The 24,992-nt window shown below is 39.8% G+C and carries 19 protein-coding genes and 1 other annotated feature; of the genes, 4 read left to right on the forward strand and 15 right to left on the reverse strand.

Translation table 11 applies throughout. The annotated features are described in order from the left end of the window. Positions 1-141: 141 nt before the first annotated feature. The 5 genes from A5888_RS10360 to A5888_RS10380 all read right to left on the reverse strand — a co-directional run bounded on the left by A5888_RS10360 (position 142) and on the right by A5888_RS10380 (position 5,905). Positions 142-2,460, reverse strand: a complete 2,319-nt coding sequence (locus tag A5888_RS10360; RefSeq protein ID WP_086349780.1) for an Ig-like domain-containing protein — start codon at positions 2,458-2,460, stop codon at positions 142-144. A 341-nt stretch (positions 2,461-2,801) separates the two neighbouring features. Then, a complete protein-coding gene (locus A5888_RS10365; protein ID WP_086349779.1) occupies positions 2,802-3,002 on the reverse strand; it encodes a cold-shock protein in 201 nt (66 codons plus the stop codon). A 145-nt stretch (positions 3,003-3,147) separates the two neighbouring features. Further along, on the reverse strand, positions 3,148-3,849 hold the full coding sequence (gene radC / locus A5888_RS10370) for a RadC family protein (protein ID WP_086349778.1): 702 nt from the start codon (positions 3,847-3,849) through the stop codon (positions 3,148-3,150). Positions 3,850-3,936: 87 nt separating this feature from the next. Next, on the reverse strand, positions 3,937-4,596 hold the full coding sequence (locus A5888_RS10375; RefSeq protein ID WP_086349777.1) for an HAD family hydrolase: 660 nt from the start codon (positions 4,594-4,596) through the stop codon (positions 3,937-3,939). Then, the gene (locus A5888_RS10380) at positions 4,583-5,905 is read right to left on the reverse strand and encodes a bifunctional folylpolyglutamate synthase/dihydrofolate synthase (protein WP_086349776.1); all 1,323 of its coding nucleotides are present in this window, start codon (positions 5,903-5,905) and stop codon (positions 4,583-4,585) included. Before A5888_RS10380 ends, A5888_RS10375 begins: the two co-directional genes overlap by 14 nt. A gap of 489 nt (positions 5,906-6,394) precedes the next feature. Here A5888_RS10380 and A5888_RS10385 point away from each other — a divergent pair, with 489 nt between their 5' ends. After that, on the forward strand, positions 6,395-8,956 hold the full coding sequence (locus A5888_RS10385; RefSeq protein WP_086349775.1) for a YfhO family protein: 2,562 nt from the start codon (positions 6,395-6,397) through the stop codon (positions 8,954-8,956). Between the two features lie 68 nt (positions 8,957-9,024). On the opposite strand, the gene A5888_RS10390 is transcribed toward A5888_RS10385, so the two are convergent. From A5888_RS10390 to A5888_RS10415, 6 genes are all read right to left on the reverse strand, one after another. Further along, positions 9,025-11,670, reverse strand: coding sequence for a valine--tRNA ligase (locus A5888_RS10390; protein WP_086349774.1), 2,646 nt, complete (start codon positions 11,668-11,670; stop codon positions 9,025-9,027). Between the two features lie 76 nt (positions 11,671-11,746). Next, positions 11,747-11,976: a binding site (T-box leader), on the reverse strand. A 111-nt stretch (positions 11,977-12,087) separates the two neighbouring features. Continuing rightward, entirely contained in the window at positions 12,088-12,579 is a 492-nt protein-coding gene (gene tpx / locus A5888_RS10395) for a thiol peroxidase (protein WP_086349773.1), read from the reverse strand. A 153-nt stretch (positions 12,580-12,732) separates the two neighbouring features. Next, positions 12,733-13,377 carry a redox-sensing transcriptional repressor Rex gene (locus A5888_RS10400; protein ID WP_086349772.1) on the reverse strand — a complete coding sequence of 215 codons (645 nt, stop codon included), beginning with the start codon at positions 13,375-13,377 and terminating at the stop codon, positions 12,733-12,735. 211 nt (positions 13,378-13,588) lie between these two features. Next, on the reverse strand, positions 13,589-14,800 hold the full coding sequence (gene thiI / locus A5888_RS10405) for a tRNA uracil 4-sulfurtransferase ThiI (protein ID WP_086349771.1): 1,212 nt from the start codon (positions 14,798-14,800) through the stop codon (positions 13,589-13,591). A gap of 243 nt (positions 14,801-15,043) precedes the next feature. Beyond that, entirely contained in the window at positions 15,044-16,192 is a 1,149-nt protein-coding gene (locus A5888_RS10410; RefSeq protein WP_086349770.1) for a cysteine desulfurase family protein, read from the reverse strand. 161 nt (positions 16,193-16,353) lie between these two features. Next, positions 16,354-18,075 (reverse strand): septation ring formation regulator EzrA, encoded by a 1,722-nt coding sequence (locus A5888_RS10415; protein WP_086349769.1) that lies wholly within the window; start codon positions 18,073-18,075, stop codon positions 16,354-16,356. Positions 18,076-18,575: 500 nt separating this feature from the next. Between A5888_RS10415 and A5888_RS10420 the strand changes: the two genes are divergently transcribed. Together A5888_RS10420 and A5888_RS10425 are read left to right on the forward strand one after the other, a co-directional pair. Then, entirely contained in the window at positions 18,576-18,947 is a 372-nt protein-coding gene (locus tag A5888_RS10420) for a RidA family protein (protein ID WP_086349768.1), read from the forward strand. Between the two features lie 581 nt (positions 18,948-19,528). Further along, entirely contained in the window at positions 19,529-20,893 is a 1,365-nt protein-coding gene (locus A5888_RS10425) for an aspartate kinase (RefSeq protein ID WP_086349767.1), read from the forward strand. 60 nt (positions 20,894-20,953) lie between these two features. On the opposite strand, the gene A5888_RS10430 is transcribed toward A5888_RS10425, so the two are convergent. From A5888_RS10430 to A5888_RS10445, 4 genes are all read right to left on the reverse strand, one after another. Continuing rightward, positions 20,954-21,466 carry an HAD family hydrolase gene (locus A5888_RS10430; RefSeq protein ID WP_086349766.1) on the reverse strand — a complete coding sequence of 171 codons (513 nt, stop codon included), beginning with the start codon at positions 21,464-21,466 and terminating at the stop codon, positions 20,954-20,956. Beyond that, positions 21,453-22,304 carry a Cof-type HAD-IIB family hydrolase gene (locus tag A5888_RS10435; RefSeq protein WP_339102063.1) on the reverse strand — a complete coding sequence of 284 codons (852 nt, stop codon included), beginning with the start codon at positions 22,302-22,304 and terminating at the stop codon, positions 21,453-21,455. Before A5888_RS10435 ends, A5888_RS10430 begins: the two co-directional genes overlap by 14 nt. A 17-nt stretch (positions 22,305-22,321) precedes the next feature. Next, positions 22,322-23,155, reverse strand: a complete 834-nt coding sequence (locus tag A5888_RS10440) for a DUF72 domain-containing protein (protein ID WP_086349764.1) — start codon at positions 23,153-23,155, stop codon at positions 22,322-22,324. Positions 23,156-23,271: 116 nt separating this feature from the next. Then, on the reverse strand, positions 23,272-24,009 hold the full coding sequence (locus A5888_RS10445) for an acyl-ACP thioesterase domain-containing protein (protein WP_086349763.1): 738 nt from the start codon (positions 24,007-24,009) through the stop codon (positions 23,272-23,274). Between the two features lie 313 nt (positions 24,010-24,322). Here A5888_RS10445 and A5888_RS10450 point away from each other — a divergent pair, with 313 nt between their 5' ends. Beyond that, a complete protein-coding gene (locus A5888_RS10450) occupies positions 24,323-24,907 on the forward strand; it encodes a lytic polysaccharide monooxygenase (RefSeq protein ID WP_086349762.1) in 585 nt (194 codons plus the stop codon). Positions 24,908-24,992: the final 85 nt, after the last annotated feature.

A 24,992-nucleotide genomic window follows, 5' to 3' on the forward strand; every position in this document is an offset into this window, starting at 1 on the left:
CTCATGCTTTTTTGCTATCTAAAATAGGTGTAGATTTCAGCTAATACCCTACTTTATAGTGCCAACAATATAAATAGACTGAGTCAACAGCAAACAGTATGCATGTTGGTCCAGTCTAAATAGAATATTTCAATTAGATGGTTATTCCTTTGTCATTACAAATTCAAAAGGTGTTCCCATATAAACTCCATGTTCATAATTCAACTTCCCATTATTGATCCAAAAGGTGTCATTCGATACGCGCGAACGAGCATATACTTCAAAATAAATCGTTTCATTCTTTGCTAGTTCTATCACTGTGTCATCCGGATGATATTTCAACACCTTACTATTGGACGTCCAACCGTTTGCTGCCGTGTAATAATCGATGTTCACACTATAATAAATACTGTTTAGCTGAGCTAGACTACCATCCGGATTTTTAGCAAACATATCAAAAAACTCATTATAAACGCCATATTCTCGCTCATAAGCCACCGTATCCGGATTATCCAGATCAACAGTCATCGAAAGGCGATAGGTTCCTGCTTCTGGTGCTGTCATTCGATACATTCCTTTACTTCCAGTTGTATAATGTGAACCATACCACAACTCTTCATTCCCGCTGAAATACTCTGTTGCTGCTCCATAATCAAAGGTGTCTGTAATCGTCTGTCCTACGGTTTTTATTAAATACGTCTTGTTGTCCTTATTTGTCACAACTACTTGATAACTGTCTTTAACAGTTCCATTTTTTACAGATTTAGCAGTGATCGTCACGATTCCATTCTTTTTACCTGTCACTAATCCATTTGTGACGGTTGCTACTTGGGTGTTTGCACTTTCCCATACGAGGTCCTCTTTGTTTGCATTGGCTGGTTCAAGTGTCGCAGTTAATTGCATCGTGCCATTCAAATACACTATATTTTTCTCCGGTCTTACAATCGTGATTTTACTAATATCCGGATACGTCTCAAGAACATTGATTGTCGCTTGGGCCGTTTTCCCACCATCTTCAGTCGTTACAGTAATAAGAACCGACCCTTTTTTCTTAGCTGTGACTATCCCATCTACAGAAACACTTGCCACTTCTGTATTTGAACTGCTCCAATTCACTTTTTTATTGCTGGCAAGCTCAGGCTTGACTGTTGCCACCAATTGCTGTGTTTCACCAATCATCATTTCTGCCATAGGTGCAGTGACTTCCACTCCTGTTACAGCAACCTGCTCGCCTTCATATTGATCGTACATCCCCACAAAACGGGTATTGTACTGATACTCTTCCGTATGGCCATTTCGTTCAATTCCTGTAACCTTCACCGTGTACACGGTATCCTTCTTCACTTCGTATGAATTGTTTGGTCTAAAGACGATTGTATCGTAGCCTCTATTCACAGCAGAACTAGAAGTAACATCAGCAACTGTCAATTCACCACCATTTGAATCGTTCACCATCTCTGTTGTAACCCCTGTATCATTATCCGTCAAATAAACCTTGATACCATCCGCTGGAAGATATTGGTTGTTTTGGTGCATGTAGATACTCCAACGCATATTTTTCTCGTGTTTGGCTTTTATCGAAGCATTCGTATTATTCTTATAATAATCTGTATTGTAAGGGTTCTCTGCATTGTACATTTCATAGGGAAATACACCTTCTGCCGGCCAATGACTGATGGTATCTGTACTGTATTTACTGAAAGCAGCCCAACTTGATCCTACATATAAAGCAGTAAAATAATTAGAGCCCGTCGCCTTTACTTCCTCAGATTGAGCATAACCAACACCAAAATCTGTTGCAGTTAACCCCAAAATCCCTCTTCTGTGTCCCGCCTGCTTATTATTTACACCATAATCTACCATAAACCCATTGGCATGATGTTCAAGCGTCTGTTCTGCTAATGAAGAATGGATATTAGAATACTTTGCGCCTTCTCCAGCAGCGCTCCAAAATTCCTCTGTCATCCCAATTGGTTTTGAGAAGTTGTCATAAATATAATGAGATTGTGTCTGTACAGCTGCCATGCCGATCGATCCTTGTTGAGCAATAACCTCTGAAGCCTTTGAATAAGGAACGGCTTCTACTCCTGACAGTTTACGATAAAAGTTCACAATCTCTTCGATACTTTTTGTCTGTTCTGTCTTAAAAGTACCTAAGGCATAGCCATTTACAGCTGACACTACTGGTGCAGTAATAAATTTTTCTCCAGTTGGTAAATTGTCATAGATTGCTCTATATTCTGATTGCAGCTGAAGAACCTGCTGGTATTCTGTTGCAGAGAGTATCGGACTTGATGACATCTGTCGTGCTTTTCTCGTTTTCACTTTAGCAATTGCCTGAGAATTCGTATCCGCTTCCAACTGTTCAGATACCTCACTCTTAATCCCGTTTTCCTCTGCTGTAGCGGTCATTGCACTATAAATACCACCTACCAATATGAAACTCAAACCTAAGAAACCAACGATTTTTTTCTTTTTCATGATTTTCCCCCTTTGACAAAATCTCTGCCAATAATAGTTTTAACTCATTTTGTAAACAAGACACAACTCCATTGTATCATCTAATTAATAAAAGTTAAAATAAATCATTATATAATTGAAATTCATACACATTTTTTGAAATCAATTCATTTATCCAAAATAAAAAAAGATATTCCAGCATTGAAATGCATATTGAGCCTTTACTGTTAAAAAACGAGTTTCTTGAGGCTTGAAACGAAGTTCTCTATGCTATGTAAAATTAAATAGATTTGTCAACAGATGCTTCACCACCAAAACAAAAAAAACACCCAGCACACAGCCGGATGTTTCGAATGGGCAAATTATTGTTTTTCAACGTTTGTAGCTTGAGGGCCACGATCTGAATCTTCTACATCAAAAGTTACAGGTTGACCTTCTTCTAATGTTTTGAATCCGTCTCCTTGGATAGCTGAGAAGTGTACAAAAACATCGCTTCCATCTTCACGAGAGATAAATCCAAACCCTTTTTCTGCGTTAAACCATTTTACTGTTCCTTGTTCCATTACTGTTCCTCCTCGTGCTTAAGCACTGAAATAATTGTAACTTTGCCCGTGTACGATAGAGGGTTTTATTTAACCAAACTTCTATACTGTCCCAAACAAGATTACAAATTCATTTTACACGCGACCTTTTATTTTTGCAAGAAATCTAATTCTCTCCGCTTAAAAAGTTCTCTTCCCGCATACTGACATAGCTTTCTTGTCCAATAATAATATGGTCCAGTACCTCGATGCCCATCATTTCTCCACATTCCTGCATTCGCAGAGTAAAGTTGATGTCGCTCTGAGAAGGCGTTGGGTTGCCAGATGGGTGATTATGTGCAAGCACGATTCGAGCCGCTGAGTACTTGACTGCTCCCTTAAATACCTCTCTTGGATGCGCAATGCTTTGATTGAGTGAACCTTTGAACACTGTTTCTTGACGAATTACTTCATTCTTGGTATTCAGATAGATACAAACCAAGTGTTCCTGTTGAAAATCCCTTAATTCATAAATCAAGTTCTGAGCAATTTGATAGCTTGAGGATATCTTGCCAAATTTCACTTGACTACTTTGCTGCAGTCGATAGCCAAACTCAATCGCCGCTCTCAATTCGATCGCTTTGACCTTTCCAATTCCTTTGAGGATCATTAATTCATGCAAGCTTGCATTTTTCAATTCATACAAATGCTGAAAATGATTCAAGACAGTTGACGCGAGCGCCATGACGTTTTCTTCTCTTGAGCCTGTCCGCAACAAAATGGCCAACAGCTCCTGATTGGAGAGTGCTTTTTCACCAAACATTTCAAGCCGTTCCCGCGGAAGGCAGTCTTCCGGTACTTCGTTGATAAATAATTTTCGCTTTTCCATAAAAAAACTCCTTTACGTATTCATTAGTAACATACGCAAAGGAGAGCTTGTTTTATTAGAATGTGATTGAAAAGTTTACCAGCTGCCCTATTCTGTTAGATATGCCGGGACTTCAATCAAACTGTCGAACACCTGCAAGGTTTTGCTTCGGAGCTCTTCGTCCGGCTGTAGTAAGTCAGGAACCATAATTACTGGTATTCCAGCTTTATAAGCCGCTGTAACTCCGTGCGAGGAGTCTTCTAAAACCAGTGTTTTTTGGGGTTCTGTCTTTAGAAAGCTCGCTGCTTTTCGAAAAATTTCTGGATCAGGCTTCGCACGACTAACATCTTCAGCTGATACGATCCCTTCAAAACGGTTAATAATTCCAGAGTTGGTCAACAATAGCTCAATTGCCGGACGAACATTGCTTGAGGCTACCATCTTAGGTATGCGTTGCTCTTCCAGATAATCCAGCAACTCCATCACGCCGGGCTTCATTGGTACCCTCCCAGCTTCAAAAGCTTCGAGCGTATCTGCATAAGAACGCTGAATGAACTCTTCTACCTTTTCTCTTCCGTATTCCTTGAATATTTGGTGATAGTTTTCTTGCACCTCTTCATCAGAAACACCTAAAAATTGTAGGTACAGCTCCTTAGAATAAGGGAACCCCATATTGTCTGCAATTTTCTGTGAAGATTGATAATAAATCAGCTCTGTATCAAATAAAAGCCCATCCATATCAAAAATGACACCATCAAATTTTTTCATTACTTCCTCCTATTGTTAGTAATAGCTCCCTTACTTGGGAAACAAAATATAAAGAACCAGTGACCAGGAGCATATCCTCGCTACCCATCTTTTCCAATATTTCTCCCAGCCCAAACTGCCATAAAGAGACAATCTCTGTTTTCTTATCTGCATATTTTTCAAGCGTCGATAACTCAACAGCTCGCGGATAATCAAAAGTAGTCAAATAAAGATGGACATTCGGCACCCGTTTCAACAACTGAATCATTTGGTCTACATTTTTTGTCGAAAGAGAGGAGAAAAGAATATGGATTGTACGTCCTTTGAACTCCTTCTTCAAATTATCTGCTAATCGCTGAACTGCATGATCATTGTGCGCGCCATCAAGAACAATCATTGGTTCATCATTTATTTTTTCCATTCTCGCCGGCCATTGTGCCTTCAACAATCCTTGCCGTATCGTTCGAGCTTGAAATGGCTGACCTGTGAGTTGACAATACACATAAAATAACTCGATCGCCACCCCAGCATTTTCTGTCTGGTGCTGCCCTAATAATGGTGTTTTCAGCTTTTCTATTTTTCCGTTCTCCCCTGTAAACGAAAAAACCTCTCCCCATTCTTTATCAAAATGAAGGTATTTAACCGTATAGGCCTCATCAAAATGATAGACAGGCGCTGACATTTTTTTCGCCTGCGCATCAATAACAGCTAATGCTTCCTTCTCAATTTTTCCAGTAACAACGGGAATCTTTTCTTTGATGATGCCAGCCTTTTGAAAAGCAATCTCTTCTATTGTTTCTCCTAAAATATCAGTATGATCCATTCCAATAGTTGTAATTGCCGTTAACATCGGCTCAACAACATTCGTACTATCCATTAACCCGCCCAGCCCGACTTCAATGATTGCTACATCCACTTTTTTATCCAAGAAAAACTCGAATGCCATAGCTGTTAATGTTTCGAACTCTGTGATTCCGCTGATTGCCTCTTCTTTATCCATTTCCTCAACTAAAGGACGATATTTCTCCACATAATGAATCAATTCTGCATCTGCGATTCCCTGTCCATCTACTGCAAGCCTCTCATTAAAGGCTTCTATGTAAGGAGACGTAAAGGTTCCAACGTTTAGACCTGCTTCCTCTAGCAAGCAACGCAAGTAGGTTACCGTTGACCCTTTTCCATTTGTGCCAGCTACATGAATCGTCGGCACTTTCTTCTGTGGTTCGTCTACACGCTCTAATAATGCCACTACTCGTTCCAGCCCTGGTCTTGAACCAAACGGCAAGCGGCTGTGTATCCATTCGATTGCTTCTTCTACTTTCATCGACATCTTCGTCACCTCGCACTTCTTATTATAGCGAAAGCCATCCTTGATTTCACTAATAAAGATAGTTTACTGAAAGAAACGATAAAAGAAGCCACTTTATTCTCACTTTAAATCAGCGGCAGTGCATACAAAAACTTTCTCTCATAAAAATGATTTTTAAAGAATCTGTTAAGTTCTAGACGAAAAACAGCAATGTCTCTTTGTCTTGCTATATTTAGAAAGGCGGTATGATAAAATAACAGATGTCAATATACGTCATGCGTACACTACTAATTGATACAATGAATACTTACATTAAAACCAGCTAAATTTTGCAGAAAATTTCCGTAGTATGCTACACTACACTTACTAGGAAGCAACTCCCGCCAGTCAATGGTTGAAAATACTTTGTTTCTCTGTTACTCCATAGTCATACTTTAACTAGAAAATACACACTTTTGCTTGAAATTATTTGGAAACTACTAATAAAAATGGTTATTACGAGGTGAGAACATGAATAAAAAGAAAACCGGCCTGCTTATAGGGAGCTTTTTGATCCCATTTACTATCGTGATTGTTATTTGGTCACTTCTAGGCGTCGCTCCTTTTGGAGACAATAATCTATTGGCAAGCGATTTAGGCAGTCAATACCTACCTTTTTTAAATAACTTTAAACGATTCGTTGAAGAAGGTACGCTAACCTTTTATTCTTTTACTAATGGGATCGGAGATACGATTTTTCCACTGAGCTCTTATTATTTACTCAGTCCTTTCAACATACTCGCTTTGTTCTTTTCTTATGAAGAATTGCCAATCGCTATTGTCTGGATCATCACGCTTAAAATTACTTGTATTGGCGGCTCCATGTTCTACTATCTGAAAAAAACCTATACAGATGTCTCGGCATTTACATGGATTTTTTCCACAGCCTTCAGCCTTTGTGGCTTCGTCGCAGCCTACAGCATTAATTTTATGTGGTTGGATATCCTGATTCTATTGCCCTTATTAGCGATCGGTCTTCAAAAACTTTGGTATGAAAAAAAGGTCACGCTTTATGTCGCGATTCTGTTTCTATCCATCTTTACGAATTATTACATGGGCTATATGGTCTGTATTTTTGCTGTTGGCTACAGCATCTACTTATACATCAAACAAAGCGCCGCACCATCGATCAAAGGATTTATCCAAGAAGGAAAAATTTTCTTTATCTCGTCTTTGTTTTCGGGTATATCCACAAGCTTCATTTTATTGCCTGCACTGGAAGGAATGTTGCAGACAAAGAAAACCGATTTCAATCTCTCAACATTTATGCCTTTGCCAAAATTCGGACCGTCCTTCTTCTCTCAATTCGGTATCGGAACCGTTGATTTTGATTTACGTCTTTCGCATTTACCTACAGTATTCTCAGGTATCTTAATCCTGTTATTATTTCTAACCTATTTTATGTTAGATTCGATTCCTAAAAAAGAGAAAAAACTGACGCTCTTTTTGGTTCTCTTTCTCTTTGCAAGCTTCTGGTTGGAGCTGATCAATACAATCTGGCATATGTTTCAAAGTCCGGCAGGCTTCCCTTATCGTAACACATTTATCTTCAGTTTTTTGATTATCAAGTTTGCATATGAAGCCTTTTTACGATTGAAGGATGGAGAGAAGCTACCCTTAAAGGCACCGATTGTTTACACTCTCTGTCTGGGTGCGGGATATATTTTCCTTGGTTTCTTCTATCAAGAATTCGTTTTATCCTATAGTTACGCAGCAATCAGTCTGCTGCTCATTTGGCTCTATTACTATTTATTCAATCACAGAAAAATGAACGAAGAACAACATCCCCAGAAAAAATATGTAAGTATTCTGCTGTGCTTGCTGGTATTTGCTGAGCTTGGAGGAAACTATTGGATTTCTCTTAAGGCAATCCCATTCGGTAATCAGTCAGCATTTGAACGTACTTACAAAGAGCAAGAACAAGCCTTAGCTATTATAGAAGGAGAGGATCTGTTTCGAATCAAGCAAACGATCGTCTCTGAAGATGCAGGCTATGCCGAGAAGAACAACGGATATAACGATTCGATTCTTTATGGTTACGCCGGAATTTCAAGCTACACCTCTACTTTACATTCAGAAACGCAGGATAGCTTGAATGCTTTGGGGCTTTATCAAAAAAATGATCGACGGATCGGCTATGTGGATGATTCTCAGGTGGTAAATTTTCTTCTAAATGTTCCTTATCAGCTCTCACCAACTGAAAATAACTTTAGAGAAACTGTCGATACCGTTGGGAACACAACGATTTACAAAAATAATGAAGCGATCGGTATGGGATTTCTTGTTCCACAGGAATTTTCTGAGGTCGATCTGATTACAGACAAGCCGCTCAAAAATCAAGAAGAGCTACTCCAAGCAATCAAATCGAATCCTGATAACTATTTTAAAACAACAAAAAAAATATCCGAACAAGTAGCAGAGGATAAAAAGAGCTATGAGCTTAATATGACGCCAACTGCTGATGGCGAAGTGTACTTTCACCTACCAAAAATGCGTTGGTCATCTATAGAAAGCTTTACCATTAATGGCAAAGTAATCAAGCCTAATGTCTATATTAAAACCAATCAGCTCTTTAATTTGGGCTATTTCAAAAAAGATGAACCTATCCAATTGGTGCTTACCAGTAAGAAAAACTTAAAGCTACAAAGTATGGAGTTGGCTACCTTAGATCAGGCTGCCTTTGATTCATTGGTTGATACACAGAAACGAAAAGCCATTGATCTACGTTGGACGAAAAAGGGCGAGCTGTTTGGAAATATCTCTGTCAAACAAGAGAAACAGTTATTGTACCTTTCTGTTCCTTATGATGAAAACTGGTTGATCAAAGTAAATGGTGAAAAAGTAGAGCAAGTCAAAGTGGTCGGCAATCTCATGGCCATCCCCTTGAAAGAAGGAACCTACTCGATTGCGATGGTCTATCAATCTGTCAGCTTCTATACTGGCGGTCTGATCACACTCTCTACACTTGTCGGCTTCGTGCTTTTCAAATACTGGCTGCGTGTAAAGAAAAAAAGAGAAATGCAGAAGTGCTGACGCACGATAAAAAAAATAGAGGGAACAGGATTTTAGTGTCACCCTGTTCCCTCTATTTTTTAATACGATTATCCGATTGTTTTCAGCTGTTCGATTCTTTCACGGACAGTTTTTTGTTTTTCCAAGTAGTCTTTTTCTTTTTCCTTCTCTGCTTCTACCACATCATCTGGTGCATTTGAAACAAAGCGTTCATTAGACAGTTTACCTTGTACTCGCTTCACTTCCTGATCCCACTTAGCCAGCTCTTTTTCTAAGCGAGCAATTTCTTCTTCGATGTTGATCAACCCTGCAAGAGGCAGATAAATTTCTACGCCCGTCAAGATGGCCGACATCGCTAATTCAGGAGGAGTGATATCTCCACTAATTGTCAGTTCTTCCGGATTACAGAAGCGCTCAATATAGTTTTTATTCGTAATTAGGAAACGGTCGATCGCAGGATCTGTTGTTTTGATCAACAACGTGATCGGCTTAGACAATGGTGTATTTACTTCTGCACGAATATTTCGAACAGAACGAATCACTTCTTTCAATACTTCCATCCCTTGTGCCGCTTCTTCATCGGAATATTCTGACTGAACCACTGGATAATCCGCTACGACTAACGATACGCCTTCATGAGGGATTTTCTCCCAGATTTCTTCCGTCACAAACGGCATGATTGGATGTAACAGACGTAAAATATTATCCAGAACATGAACAAGAATACTCTTCGTCGTTTGCTTCGCTGCTTCATCTTCTCCATAAAGGATTTCTTTACTCATTTCGATATACCAATCACAGAAATCGTCCCAGATAAAGTTATACAACTGACGACCTGCCTCCCCAAATTCAAAACGGTCAAATAGCTCTGTTACGCGTTCGATTGTTTCGTTCAAGCGTGTCAATATCCAGCGATCTGCAACTGATTTCTCCCCACTGAAGTCAATATCTTTCACAGTCATCCCTTCGATATTCATGATAACAAAGCGACTGGCATTCCAGATTTTATTGATGAAGTTCCACGCTGCATCCATTTTCTCATAGCTAAAACGAACATCCTGCCCCGGTGCTGAACCATTCGATAAAAACCATCGTAAAGCATCCGCGCCATATTTTTCAATGACATCCATTGGATCGATCCCATTGCCAAGCGATTTACTCATCTTACGGCCCTGTTCATCACGAATCAAACCGTGGATCAAAGCGTACTGGAATGGGCGCTCCCCTGTAAACTCAAGACTTTGGAAGATCATCCGGCTTACCCAGAAGAAAATGATGTCATAGGCTGTGACTAATGTGCTTGTTGGGAAGTAACGCTGATAGTCACTGCTTGCTTCATCCGGCCAACCCATTGTTGAAAATGGCCATAGCGCCGAGCTGAACCAAGTGTCCAATACATCGCTGTCCTGAGTCCAGTTTTCACTATCTGCCGGAGCCTCCAGTCCAACATACATTTCCCCAGTTTCATTATGGTACCACGCTGGGATTTGATGTCCCCACCACAATTGACGTGAAATTACCCAGTCATGAACATTCTCCATCCAACGGACAAATGTGTTATTGAATCGCTCAGGGAAAAATTCTACAGCGTTATCTGATTGTTGATTTTTGATGGCTTCTTCTGCTAGCGGCTGCATTTTAACAAACCATTGTGTCGATAAACGCGGCTCTACGACAACGCCTGTACGCTCTGAATGGCCAACGCTATGATTCATTTTTTCGATTTTAATCAAACGACCCATTTCCTTCAAATCAGAAACAATCAGTTTACGTGCCGCAAAACGATCCATTCCGGCATATTTCCCTGCCAGCTCGTTCATGCTGCCGTCATCATTCATCACATTTACTCTTGGCAGATCGTGACGATTTCCCACTTCAAAGTCGTTCGGATCATGAGCTGGTGTAATTTTCACAACGCCTGTCCCAAACTCCATGTCTACATACTCATCTGCAATAATCGGTATCTCTTTATTCATTAATGGCAACGTTACAGTCTGACCGATCAACTCTTGATAACGCTCATCATCAGGGTGAACCGCAATCGCTGTATCTCCAAGCATCGTTTCTGGACGAGTCGTTGCGATTTCCACTACTCCTGAACCATCCGTCAACGGATAGCTCATATGATAAAACGCACCTTCAATATCCTTATGGATTACTTCAATATCAGATAAGGCTGTTCTAGCCTTCGGGTCCCAGTTGATAATGTATTCCCCGCGATAAATCAAGTCCTTTTCATAGAGCTTTACAAAAACCTTGCGTACCGCATCAGATAGCCCGTCATCCAAGGTAAAGCGTTCGCGACTATAATCTAATGACAAGCCCATTTTTGCCCATTGTTCACGGATATGAGAAGCATATTCCTCTTTCCATTCCCATACCTGTTCCACAAATTTTTCACGCCCTAGATCATAACGAGAAATCCCCTGTTCAGCCAACTTCTCTTCTACCTTTGCCTGTGTCGCAATTCCGGCGTGGTCCATTCCCGGCAGCCATAAGGTATCATAGCCTTGCATTCTCTTTTGACGAATGATGATGTCCTGTAATGCAGTATCCCAAGCATGGCCTAAATGAAGCTTTCCAGTAACATTTGGTGGTGGAATAACGATTGAATAAGGTTTTGCCTCCTTATTTCCATTAGGCTTGAATAAGTCTTGATCCAACCACTTCTGATACCTGCCTTGTTCGATTTCAGTTGGTTGATATTTTGTGGGTAAATTATTTTCTTCCGGCATCTCTATCTCCTTCTTTCTTTTCCTGCTCTATCAAATTTGGGTAATAAAAAAAGTCCTAAAACAGCAACAGTTGCTGTTTTAGGACGTAAATACTACGCGGTACCACCTAATTTGTAATTGATCAAATAAATCAATTACCTCTTCATTCAACGTGAGATAACGATCACGACTCGAACCACCCTACTGAAAATTGTTCAAATGATTGACTCACAAGCTACCTTCCTGTCAGGATCGTAAAATCTTTCACCAGCCGATTTTCTCTCTAAAAATCCCGCTGACAGTACTCCTCTTGCTCTCTGTCTATTTTATTAAACGGTGCGTGTTCAAAATATGTCTTTCAATGAACAATAAGACACCCCGTTGAATTCCTATAACGCATTTTACAATGAAGCCATCAGATTGTCAATTTCCGTTTGTTCAACGTAATGCTTTTGCCTTTTCTAACGCTTCGTTATAATCAGGTTCTTCTGAAATTTCCGGGCTGATTCTTTCGTAAACCAGCACACCTTCTTTATCAATAACAAAAATTGCTCGAGCCAAGTGTCCCATTTCAGGAATAAACAGACCATATGCCTCTCCAAATGTGTTCGCCTCATCACGAAGCATCTCCATGTCAACACCTTCAGCCGCGCACCAATTGCTTTGCTCTTCTTTGCTATTATTTGAAATCGTCAAGAATGATACACCATCAACAGCACCAGCTTCCTGATTGAAGCGTTTTGTCTGCAATGAACAAATCCTAGTGTCAATATCCGGAACCACGCTGATTAGGACCGGCTGTCCTTTAAGCGCGGAAAGACTGATTGTCTGATCCTCCAGGTTTTTCAACGTAAATTCAGGTGCTAAACTTCCTATCTCCGGTTGTTGTCCTGCTAATTCTAATGCTTGCCCTTTTCTTGTTACGATCATAATAAGCTCCTCCTATATTCCACATCATATAAATCCTACTTTATTTTCCTACTGCCATAACGCTATTTCACTCAACATAATCAAACGAGCGTTTGCTTAATAGGATTCATAATTAAGTATAGTGGAACCATTTTCAGAACTCAAAGAAACTGCCTACTTTGAAAACGCCGTATCAAAGTAAATCAACGTCTGTAATTCTGTTGTTAGATCAATGTATTGTACGTTAACATGGTTGGGAACTGTCACTCTGTCCGGTGCAAAATTCAGGATTGCAGTAATTCCGGCATCAACAATTTCATCGATCGCCTTTTGTGCATACTTGCTGGGAACCGTAGAAATTGCTACTGTCACACCATTTTCTTCGATCATCTTCCTCAGCTGATCCATCGGCTGCACACAGATGTCATTCACTTGTTCCCCAACAATTTGTTCATCACTATCGAAGGCGCAAACAATATTCAGGTTTTCGTTCCGTCTAAAATTGTTCCTAATTAACGCTCGACCAAGATTCCCGCAGCCAATCAACGCAATTCGTTTTTCCTCTTGCGTATTCAAAATATTACTGAATACTTCAATCAGATAAGGAACATCATAGCCATAACCGCTTCTACCAAGCTCACCCAAGTGAGAAAAATCTCTACGGATTGTCGCCGGTGGAATTTGGACGATTTCACTGAATTCTCTGGACTTGATTCGGACAACACTCGAATCGTCGAGCATCTTCAAATAGCGCAAATATAATGGTAGGCGTTTAGCTGTTGCTTTAGGTATTTTCTTTTCATTTGCCAATATTTCCATTTTACTTCTCCTTGTTAATTATTTCACATTCTAGTGTACCATCTGCCGAAGAATACAGCAATCACTTTGTGAAAAAAAGTGATTTTCTTTACAAAAAAGACAATTTCATTAGAAAAATCCTCATTAACAGTTGAAACATTTCGCTGAAGAATGACTGTAAAAAAACAAAGAACTGAGGGAAATATTTCCCTCAGTTCTTGTTTTTGTCTACCTAAAGCAAATCAGAAAAATCTTCCTCGGTTTCTGTCTGACTATCTGCTGTTATTTCACTAACTTTAATCCCGGCGAGCGCACGAGCCATCAATCCTTCCAGATCAAGACGTGCTTCATAAGCTTGTGTCTTTTCCAGCTTTGGCCTTGTTTTTGGTTGAGGCGGTGCAAAAATCGTACAGCAATCTTCAAAAGGCTGAATTGCCAGTTCAAAGGTATCGATTCGTTCAGCAATCTCAATAATTTCATTCTTATCCATTGAAACAACAGGACGAATAATTGGTGTGCTAGTGACTTCATTAATTGCTACCATACTTTGCAAGGTTTGAGATGCAACCTGTCCTAAAGATTCACCGTTAATAATCACCAAACCATTTCGTTGTTCTCTCAGCGCATCTGTCAAGCGAAGCATCAATCTGCGCGTCACAGTCATCAAGTATCCTTGAGGCACTACTCGTTTAATTTCTTCCTGAATTTCAGTGAATGGCACTTCGATAAACTGAACACTTCCTGAGTATGGTGCCAGCTTTCCAGCCAAATCCTTTGCCTTTTGCAAAGCTTGTTCACTTGTATAAGGAGGGCTTGCAAAATGTACGGCTTCGACTTCAACGCCACGTTTCATAGACAAATATCCCGCTACCGGAGAATCGATACCACCGGAAAGCATCAACATACCTCTGCCACTGGTTCCTACAGGTAAGCCGCCAGCACCCAGAATTGTTTCGTAAGACAGATAGACTCCTTCTCTACGAATTTCAACGCGGATATTGATATCTGGTTTCTTCATTTGCACTTGAATATCCGGATAGACTTCAAACACAGCTCCACCTAATTCACGATTCAACTCATTAGAATCCATCTCATATGTATGATCGGAGCGTTTCGTTGTGATCTTGAAAGTCATGCCTTCTTGATAAATAGTTTTGATAATTTCCTGTACCGCAGAACGTACAACCGAAAACTCACGATCCACACGAATACTTGGCGAAAAGCTTTGGATGCCAAAAACCTTTTCTAGCTTAGGTATGATTTGTGTACTATCCTCACCATTTAATAATAGATGCATTCTATCGCGATCTGCATGAATCTTAATTGCCGGAAAGCTGCCTAGTGCATGCTTCACGTTTGCAGCCAACTGCATGATAAATGATTTTCTATTTTTTCCTTTGGTCGATAATTCACCATAACGAACCATTATTTCTGTATATTTCAATTAGAAACCTTCTTTCAATTAATATTATTGGTCATTCTATCAGATGTACTACTATGTATAAAGAGCATAGCCACTCTAGCTCAAACAAAAATACTTGTTGGGAGCAAATGAGTCAGCAAAGCTTCTATAGAAATAAAATCCTGTTCCACTATAACATAGGAACAGGATTTTTCAAGCTTTTGTTTTGTTCAGAAATAATGAATTGTTTATTTCATACGCAGTCATATTCTAAAATCACGTGTTTCAGCCATGTACCTTCGAAAACTTCTTATGCAGCTGATTGAAAATAATCATGAATTGTTCAACTTCTGCCAATGTATTGCTTTCATCCAGGCTTATGCGTACAGCTGAACTGGCTTCTGCTTCCGATACTTTCATTGCGTGTAATGTGCTGCCAACAGTCTTCTTTCGACTAGAACAGGCGCTAGTTGTCGAAATGAAAATCTGCTTTTCTTCCAACGCATGAACCATCACCTCTCCACGAATTCCAGGTAAGGCGAAGCAAACAATATGCGGTGCAAAATCCGCAGCACATTCAGAAAACAGGCGAACATTCGCAAAGCCAGCTAGCTCTTCGATCAGATAATTCCGAAGTTGCACAACACGACCTTCACGTTCCTGTGTTTTCTCCAGATAAAGCCGAAGCGCTCGTGCTGTTGCTACGATCCCCGCAATATTCTCTGTTCCACTACGTTGGTTCTCTTCCTGTCCACCACCAGTCAATAGTGGCGCCAACTTGCGCCCCTTTTTCCAATAAATGAAGCCCACACCTTTTGGTCCATGAAATTTATGAGCTGAAAATACCGCAAAATCTACACGTGGTGTCAGCCAGTCCTCTTTCGCTACTTTACCAATGGCCTGTACTGCATCTACGTGGAAATGAATCGTCGGAAATTCTTCCAGTAGCTCACTGATTTTTTTTATCGGCTGCATTGTACCAATTTCATTATTGACAGCCATCACAGAAACTAAAATCGTGTCTTTTCGAATCAGCTTGCGCAACTCGTCTACTTGAACAACTCCTCGATTATCTACAGGTAAAATAGACAGCTCAAAGCCTAATTTTTCCAGTTGAGCGGCCGTTTCTGAAACAGCTGGATGCTCAACACTTGAGATAATGATGTGTCTGCCAAATGCTTGTTTTTCAATAGCTGTACCCTTCATGATCCAATTATCGCCCTCAGTTCCTCCAGAGGTAAAAAAGATTTCTCCTGTCTCAACAGACAATAGCTCAGCTATCTGCTTTCTTGCTTGCTCCAATAAGCGATGTGCCTGGTTTCCCAAATCATGAAGACTTGAGGGATTACCGATGATTCGCTGACTGGTTTTTATGTAAGTATCCAGTACTTGCGGATAAATAGGAGTTGTTGCACTATTATCAAAATAAATCATTCTATGTCCTTCTTCCCAAAAAATTCTTTACTATTATATCCTTTTTCCTATGCCTCTTCAATCAATCGCCATTAGAAAGCAACCACTTATTAACCAATCCTATCTCTAGTAATTAGGATCAAAGAAAAACAGAGCAGCATATTCAAGCTACTCTGTTTTGACTATACTGCGTCTAAGTTTTTGAAATAGATATTCTCGATTCGTCTAAAGGCACCTGGTTCTACTCGTTCAAGTGCTGTGCCGATGACATCCAGCGCATCTTGATAGCGGTATTCTTTAGAAAACAGATCCAATGTTTTTTCCATCGCCTGACTAATTGCTTCATTCGTATGGCGGTAACGGTTGGCATACTGCATCATTTGCTCTGTCAAAGCTGCTGAGTTAACCAGATCATTGGTTTTCTTATCTAACAGCTCCAAATCTTCTTCACAAAGATCAGCAAGCTTATTGATTTCATCAATGTTGATACGAATACGATTTAATGCTTTACTCAATTCTTCAATACGATCAGTCGCTACAAAGAAGAATTCCAGATAGGTTGTTGGCAACCCCGGCAGACGTTTCTTCTCTACAAAACGCTTCAAGTTACGCAAACGAAATTCGAATTGATCTACTTTATCTTGTGCTTCTTTTTCGCCTTTACGCAATTCTTTCAATGACATGTCGATTTCCATTTGCTGATTTTCGATATCAGCAAGAACACGGTAACAGTCTTTGAAAAATACTTGTACTTCTGAATAAGGTACTGTATGCTCAGCCATCTTCGGCTCATAATCTTCATAACGACGAATCAGTTCTTCAATCTCAGATTGGAACCCTCTTGAACGACCAAGCTCATTGTGATTCAAGGTATAGCTTTGAGACGTATGATCCAATTCAATCATCAACTGACGATTGTTTCTAAGAACGTGTGCAATGTAATCACCAATTGTTTTATGGTTATTCACTACATATTTTTTAGAGTTGATTTCTTTTTCCATTACTTCATACAGTGCATCAATTGCTGCAGCTGTATCTCTATTCGCAACTTCCACAGCAGCAACTTCTGCTTTTTCCAAATCAACCGTCGAATTCTTCACGCGTTTCTTCACACGATTCAATTCTTCTTCAAAATTTTGTTCCGGGAAGACAAAGTGATCTTCTCTTAAACGCTTGTACCCTTCTTCGATTTCCTTGATTTGATCAGGGAACACTCTACTAAGCTCATCGTGTAAAGGCGGAATGCGTTTCATCACGTCGTCAAGCTCATACGTATGACGTTCTGCACTTTCCAATACCTCTCTGGCTTCCACAGGGTCACCGGAAGTATTCAATGTAACAAATTGCGTGAATTCGATTTCGATATTTTTCACTTGCTTTTGTAATTCAGAATAAGCTGGACCAAATCCATCCTTTTCCTCTTGAAGCAAGCCACTGATTTCTTCATAAATGTCCAATGCTTTTTGAACTTCCAGTGAATTACGTCCTTCACTATCATTTAGTTCTTTCAAGCCTCTACGGATTTCTTCAACTTCTGATTCCATCTCATCCATCGTTTGCTCGGCTTCCGCCACTGCTCGTTTTGCCTTCATATAACGGAAAGAATCATTCAACTCTTCAACTTCAAAAATTTGGCTTTCCAGCTCTGCAAATGAACGAGTCGAAATATCTGCCCAACGCTGATTCCACTCTCGGAACGTATTCTGGCTTTGACCGACCATATGCATCTTTTTGATTTCATCTACTTCTTCAATCACAGGCAAATCGAATAGCTCTTCTTTTCTTTTCTCAAGAACCTTGAGCTTAGATTGATTTTGCCTCCGCATAAAATGACCAATCAGGTATAAGATAGCCGCAACGATGATTATCACTAGAACCACGATAATAATCAAATTGTTCTTCATTAATGTTTCCTCCGTTTACTCAGCATTCTATAATAGGAATAGGCAGCTCTCTCAATGAATAATTGCTTGATTACTATTTGAAAGACTGGGACAAATTCTTTATCATTCTCGTCAAAAAGACAACCGTAGAGAATTATATCACAAAGCGGCTCTTCAAGCACTAATTTAATGAGGAAATAACAAAAATCTTTCTGTTGCCCTCTTCCTCTTAAGAGTCTCTTAAGCTTTGTATATTCTAGTCGTAAAATAATTCCATTGCTTCCAGTTTATCAAAATTTTGGATAAAAATGAAGTGATTTATTTAATACTTGAAAAAAGAGACAGAAAAGTCCTTTTTCCTGTTGCTTTTCAATAAAAATTTCGGTATTCTTTATACACCAATATTACAGAACAATGAGAACGAAGCTCTTTATATTTTAATCAAAAAATTAGAAAGTATTGCCTCATAAAAAAATTTGTTAACTAACTGCGTATGCCAGATCAGAAAGCGGTGGAAGAAATTGAGTCAGATTGATAGAAAAGATATAAATGAAGATTGGGCACACACAGGTGTTGCTAAAGCCGGTGATTTTGTCTTTACAAGCTACTGTGTTGGACCTATCGGCGAATCCATAGAAAATCAAATAGCTGGGGCTTTTGATATGTTAGAAGAACGCTTAAATATGTTCGGCCTAACTATTGACTCTGTGGTTAAAATCGAAGCACTCTTTAGAGATATTTGGGACATTCCGGTTTTAGAAAAAATACTAAAAGAACGATTTAAAGAAAAAAACTATCCCGTAAGGAAGTCTATTCAAACAGAGTTTGCTCACAAAGGTGGAAGCAACGGTATGCTATTTCAGCTGGACGCAATCGCATATGCTGGCAAATGAAGAATACCAACAATTACTTGCCCAGTTTCGTCAATAACTAAAAGGCGAATCGCAGTCCTTACTTCTTTTAGAAACAAGGGAATGAGAATAACCGACCCAAAAATGAAGAATTCAAGCAATTACTTGACTGTTTTCCTCTACAAATATAAAGGAGTGCCATTTCCCTTTCTTCAAGTTTTCTAGGGAAATGGACAACGGACCTCTAGAATGTAGGAACTGACCAATTATTTGGACAGTTTCCTCAACAATACAAAGGAGTACCATTATTCTAGTGTAGGAACCTCTAGAGATAATGGATAACGGACCATAAAAATGAAGATTTCAGGCAAATGCTTGACTGAAATCCTCTACAAATATAAAGGAGTGCCATTTCCCTTTCTTCAAGTTTTCTAGGGAAATGGACAACGGACCTCTAGAATGTAGGAACTGACCAATTACTTGGACAGTTTCCTCAACAATACAAAGGGGTACCATTATTCTAGTGTAGGAACCTCTAGAGATAATGGATAACGGACCATAAAATGAAGATTTCAGGCAATTACTTGACTGAAATCCTCTACAAATATAAAGGAGTGGAATTTGTGAAAGTTATTAAGTTTGGCGGGAGCTCTTTGGCTTCAGCGCAGCAGCTGCAGAAAGTGTTTCAAATCGTGAAAGATGACGCAACGCGAAAGTTCGTCGTTGTTTCCGCTCCTGGTAAGCGTTCAGATGCAGATATCAAAGTAACAGATTTACTGATCAGCTATCATGAAAAGTACCTAAAAGACGAAGACACAACAGCGCTCGTTGAACAAATCGTTGCACGATATGAAACTATTATGGATGAGCTTTCGATGGATAAAACGATTTTGGCGGATATTCGCCGATCAGTAGAAGCATTGGCTCAGCTACCAAAAGAAAATAATCCACATTTGTTTGATGCTTTCTTAGCAAGTGGAGAAAATAATAACGCCAAGCTAGTTGCTTCGTTCTTCAAGGAACAAGGCTTGCCTGCTGTCTATAAAAATCCACTTGATCTGGGAATTATTGTTTCAGATGAACCTGGAAATGCGCGGATTTTACCATCCTCTTATGACAAAATCGGCAGATTTAGAGAAACAGAAGAAATTTTTGTTATCCCAGGCTTCTTTGGTTATACAGAAGCCGGCGACATTTGTACCTTTTCACGTGGTGGCTCAGATATTACAGGTTCGATTGTTGCTGCCGGCGTTCAAGCAGATCAATATGAAAACTTCACGGATGTTGATGGAATTTTTGTGGCCCATCCAGGTATTGTTCGACAGCCAAAAACGATTAAGGAATTGACCTATCGCGAAATGCGAGAATTGGCTTATGCTGGCTTTGCTGTGTTACATGATGAGGCTTTAATGCCTGCCTATAAGGCTCACATCCCTGTAGTTATCAAGAATACCAATAATCCGACCCATCCAGGAACCTTAATCACAACTAAACGTGAAGCAGATGAGGGACCGGTTGTAGGAATTGCCAGTGATCAAAATTTTGCTACTATTTATATCAGTAAATATTTGATGAATAGAGAGCTCGGCTTCGGGCGCAAGGTATTACAAATTCTGGAGAACTTGGGACTGAGCTATGAGCATATGCCTTCCGGAATCGATGACATTTCTATTGTTCTGCGAGAACGACAGCTGACTCCGGAAATTGAAGAGCGTCTAATTCAGGAATTGGAGCATGAACTGAAGCCAGATGAATTAAGAATCACACATGGACTTTCCATGATCATGATCGTAGGAGAGGGTATGCAACGTAGAATCGGGGTAACGGCAGATAGTACCGCAGCTCTGGCAAAACACAAAATCAACCTGGAAATGATCAACCAAGGTTCATCTGAGGTCAGTATCATGTTTGGTATTCGTGGTGAAGAAGAAAAGGATGCGATTCGTGCTCTTTACGATACATTCTTTGGCGAGCAAACCGAGGGATAAAATGTTATTGATATTAACAGTAAAAGACAACAATCTTAGAATCATTCGACTCTAAGATTGTTATCTTTTCTTTTTCTGACGCTCTAGCTCTGCCTTGAGCTTCGGTTCAGGTGCATATTTTTCTTCCCAATCATCAGGCTTCAATACTTTATGTGTTACTTCATGGTATCGCGGTTTGCCATCTGGAAAAAGCTTGCCCATGTTCGCTTCGTGAACGATAGTGAATAGTTCCGTCGGATCAACACCTAACAACGAAAATGACCCATACGTAAAATAAAGCAAGTCAATCAATGCGTCTACTTGATCGACTAAGGGGTCTTCAACGACCTTTTCCTTTTGCTTCATCTTTTCTTCTGCACTATCCACATCTGTTTTTAACTGCTCAACGAGTGTATGAAACAAGGTCTGATCATTCCCCGCAGCAGCATATAAAAACTCAACGAGTTCCTCCGCCTTGAAGCCTGCACGAGCAGAAGCTTCCTTGCTGCTGAAAGCTTTCGGTGTTTCCGGACGCCTATTATCGAAGGTTTGATGGAAGAGCTCCGTTTTTTCATAAGGATTATCGATTTTCATAAGAAACCTCCCTGATTATATCGTAATGTACCAACGCATGATAGATGCCATGGTCTTCATTGGATTTCGTGACATAGTCTGCAGCCTTCTTCACTCCAGAAGGAGCGTTTCCCATTGCCACACCGATTCCAGCTCCCGCTAGCATTTCAACGTCATTCCAGTTATCACCAAAAACCATGACTTCATCCAAGCTCAATTGAAAATGCTCGATACATTTTTGAATGCCTCGTAGCTTTGAACCACCTTTCGGAATAATATCTACTACATATGGATTAGAGCGTGTCATGGTACAATTCGGTAGTTCCTTCATAAGAAATTCTTTTTCCTCCACGGGACTGAGTAACACACATTGATAAATATCCTCTCCAAGGATGTTTAACTCATGGTAACGGCATTCTTCTTTTCTTGGGCGATATTTGATAAGAAAATTTTTGACAAAAGCAACAGGAAACCATTTTGGTAGAAAGCGTGCTAATTTTTTGGCTTTGGTATTTTGTCCAAACTTCATCAAAGAGCTGCCCTCCATCCTAGTCCGACCACCAAACATCATTTGTCGATGCCCCTTGTCTGCAAAGTCCACAATTCGCTCTAAGGTTTCTTCAGAAAATGCCTGTGCATGAAGTGTCTCTTCTTTCGTATAAACCAGTTGTCCGTTATATGTCACAAAGACATCCAAATTCAGTGCATCAATTTGCTCTGTCAGATGGATTGGACCTCGCCCAGTTGCAACACCGCAAATGATCCCCTGTTTCTGAGCCGCATGAATTGCTTCTCTGGTAGAGTCCAATGCACGTGCATGCTTATTTACTAATGTCCCATCAATATCAAATAAAATCATTTTTATCATAAATCACCTTAAAATAAACCCATTTGTTTCGGATTCAAATTTTCATAGTCTAATTTTAGTCTTGTCTTCATATCTAACGCATTGCCCGCCGCATCCCCACCGGAATTATTGTTAAAAATAATACCTATTTCTTTTGATTTCTCAGCGATATGTTCAACCGCTTGACTCAATTCATCGATTTCCATTTGATTATAGCGATACAAGGTCCGTTTTTTCCGCCACTCCTTATCATTCGCCATCCAGCCCGCTGCATTTCGGCCATGAAAACGGAACAATGTAAACTCTTCATTCGTCGCAAATGGATAGAAAGGAACAGGATTTAATGGGATTTGGGGTTCATCGACAATCACTAGCGAAAATTTCTGTTGCTTCATGAAACCTAAGGTCTGCTTTATCCGTTCCGGTTGATACCACGTGCTATTTCTCAGCTCTACAGCTATCGGATAAGTTCCAAACCACGTACGTATTTTACTTAGATAATCGACATGCTCCTTTGTACAGCTAAAGCTTCCGGAAAACTGGACTAAAAAGGCAAAAAGCTTACCGCTTTGAATTAGAGGCTCCATGCTATGAAGAAATGCCTGCATCATCTCCTCTTCGCTTTGGTAGTAGGTCTCCCAGTCGCCCTGACAGCTGATGCCGCTATATACTTTAATTACAAAACGAAAATTACTTGGAACAGCATCTACCCAATTTTTGACGGATTCCTGTTTTGGGATACCATAATAAGCCGTATCCATCTCGACCAGAGGCAAATGGCCCGCATATTCATACAGTGTGGTTCGCTTTTTTCCTGTTAAGGTCTCGTGCTCATTAAACGAGGTAAGCCCTATACGGATCATCCTACTCGCTCCTTTTCATTCATCGTTATATTCTATTATCCTACACAAAATAGTAGAAAATGAAAACCTGTACACTGCGAGAAAAATGAACCCGCTCCTTTTACGCATCAAAAAATTTAGATTTCTTGCCAGCGAATGTTTGCTTCACAATACAATTGATCCCCAATACGAATTTCATGACGTGTTTTCAGCTCTGCTTCACCCTCGACTATATCATAGTGGCTTTCTACTACATGACCATATTCGACTTCTTTGTCAAACTTCACATTCACGTGAACAGGTTGATGTGTCGAAAGGAAATCATACCCCAACACATCCAATAGCCAGTTAAAGTAAATTGCATTATTAACATGTTGATTACCATCAATATCAAAATAGCGGACACTATACTGGTGGGATTGGCTATTCTCAACTTTTTCTATTTTTTCACTGCGCTGAATTTTTTTAATCTTTTCACTTTCATAAGGAGCGATGATCTCTTCTGACACACTCCCCATCTTACGATTTTCTTTATTCATCAATACAAACGTCGATTTGATCAGCACACATTCATTTCCAGCTTCATCATGAATCCAAAAATTACGGTAACAGAAGTATTTATTATACGACATTGCTTCTGTTGTAATATCGATTTTTTCTCCTACTCGAGGCAATCGATTGATGGTTATTTCATAATTGGTAATTACCCAACCTAGACCTAAGCTACCAATGTACTCAGCGCTCCGTCCAAGCATGGCACTTTGCTCTTCTGACGTTCTTATTACTACTGCCAGCATTGATGGCAACGTCATCTTTTTTGTGATATCTCCATCATAATAGGCCACTTCATAAGGCATCGTATATCTTTTTCCCATTCCCGATCTCCTTTCAATCTACAGCAGATAACAGATTTTTTATTCTTCCGAACTGCTTTCAGAAACAATAAGTGAATCGATTGCTCCTGATTCCTAAAATATATAATTCATTTCTGTAAATTATAACATATGTACGAAATATGTATGCGTTGTGTGCCGGCTTTTTTTCGATCTTTCTTTTCTCGCACAATGAATCCTTTACAAAGCATCCGCAAACATCATAATAAAATAAAAGCATATCTTTTGAACAGATGAACTATCCATGTTACTTTAGCATTGTAAGCGTTACAAAAAAACTCTAGGAGGCAACACAATGAAGAAAGTATTGTTGAAAACGATTTTGGCACTTGGTCTATTCACCGTAGGTACCGTAGCAGCAGCAACCGTTTCAGAAGCCCATGGCTATATCTCCAGTCCTGGCAGCAGAGCTTACTTCGGCACTGCAGCTGGCGGCAAACTCAATACCAATGTTGGACGCGCAGAGTGGGAACCTCAAAGTATTGAAGCAACCAAAGGGGTATTTACAAATGGAAAGCTTGCCAGTGCAGGTGTAAGTGGATTTGAACCATTGGATGAACAGACAGCTACCCGTTGGCATAAAACAACCGTTTCAACTGGCTTATTACCACTAAGATGGACATTAACTGCACAACATCGTACCTCTACATGGGATTACTATATGACAAAACAAGGCTGGGATCAAAATGCGCCATTAAAAATGAGTGATTTTGAAATGATTGGCCAAGTAAATGATAACAATGCGATTCCCGGCGCAACAGTGAATCATACAGTGACGATTCCAAGTAATCGTTCCGGTTACCATATCGTATACGGCGTGTGGAATGTCGCAGATACAACAAATGCTTTCTACCAAGTCGTTGATTTGAATGTTCAATAAGTAAGTTGAACTGACCTGGTCTGACACAAGTCACTTATTATTTCATAAAAGACAGCAGGTATCCGAATCCATCACTTTCAGATAT

Origin of the sequence: Enterococcus sp. 9E7_DIV0242 (assembly GCF_002140975.2) — a bacterium.
Taxonomy (GTDB): Bacteria; Bacillota; Bacilli; order Lactobacillales; family Enterococcaceae; genus Enterococcus_L; species Enterococcus_L clewellii.

Excerpts from the sequence above, each read along its gene's own strand:
- A5888_RS10445 (WP_086349763.1), bottom strand. The coding sequence starts at position 24,009 with ATGGGAAAAAGATATACGATGCCTTATGAAGTGGCCTATTATGATGGA.
- A5888_RS10375 (WP_086349777.1), bottom strand. The coding sequence starts at position 4,596 with ATGAAAAAATTTGATGGTGTCATTTTTGATATGGATGGGCTTTTATTT.
- A5888_RS10410 (WP_086349770.1), bottom strand. The coding sequence starts at position 16,192 with ATGATTTATTTTGATAATAGTGCAACAACTCCTATTTATCCGCAAGTA.
- A5888_RS10430 (WP_086349766.1), bottom strand. The coding sequence starts at position 21,466 with ATGAAAATCGATAATCCTTATGAAAAAACGGAGCTCTTCCATCAAACC.
- A5888_RS10385 (WP_086349775.1), top strand. The coding sequence starts at position 6,395 with ATGAATAAAAAGAAAACCGGCCTGCTTATAGGGAGCTTTTTGATCCCA.
- A5888_RS10390 (WP_086349774.1), bottom strand. The coding sequence starts at position 11,670 with ATGCCGGAAGAAAATAATTTACCCACAAAATATCAACCAACTGAAATC.
- A5888_RS10450 (WP_086349762.1), top strand. The coding sequence starts at position 24,323 with ATGAAGAAAGTATTGTTGAAAACGATTTTGGCACTTGGTCTATTCACC.
- A5888_RS10360 (WP_086349780.1), bottom strand. The coding sequence starts at position 2,460 with ATGAAAAAGAAAAAAATCGTTGGTTTCTTAGGTTTGAGTTTCATATTG.
- radC (WP_086349778.1), bottom strand. The coding sequence starts at position 3,849 with ATGGAAAAGCGAAAATTATTTATCAACGAAGTACCGGAAGACTGCCTT.
- tpx (WP_086349773.1), bottom strand. The coding sequence starts at position 12,579 with ATGATCGTAACAAGAAAAGGGCAAGCATTAGAATTAGCAGGACAACAA.
- A5888_RS10415 (WP_086349769.1), bottom strand. The coding sequence starts at position 18,075 with ATGAAGAACAATTTGATTATTATCGTGGTTCTAGTGATAATCATCGTT.
- A5888_RS10400 (WP_086349772.1), bottom strand. The coding sequence starts at position 13,377 with ATGGAAATATTGGCAAATGAAAAGAAAATACCTAAAGCAACAGCTAAA.
- A5888_RS10435 (WP_339102063.1), bottom strand. The coding sequence starts at position 22,304 with ATGATTTTATTTGATATTGATGGGACATTAGTAAATAAGCATGCACGT.
- A5888_RS10365 (WP_086349779.1), bottom strand. The coding sequence starts at position 3,002 with ATGGAACAAGGAACAGTAAAATGGTTTAACGCAGAAAAAGGGTTTGGA.
- A5888_RS10440 (WP_086349764.1), bottom strand. The coding sequence starts at position 23,155 with ATGATCCGTATAGGGCTTACCTCGTTTAATGAGCACGAGACCTTAACA.
- A5888_RS10380 (WP_086349776.1), bottom strand. The coding sequence starts at position 5,905 with ATGTCGATGAAAGTAGAAGAAGCAATCGAATGGATACACAGCCGCTTG.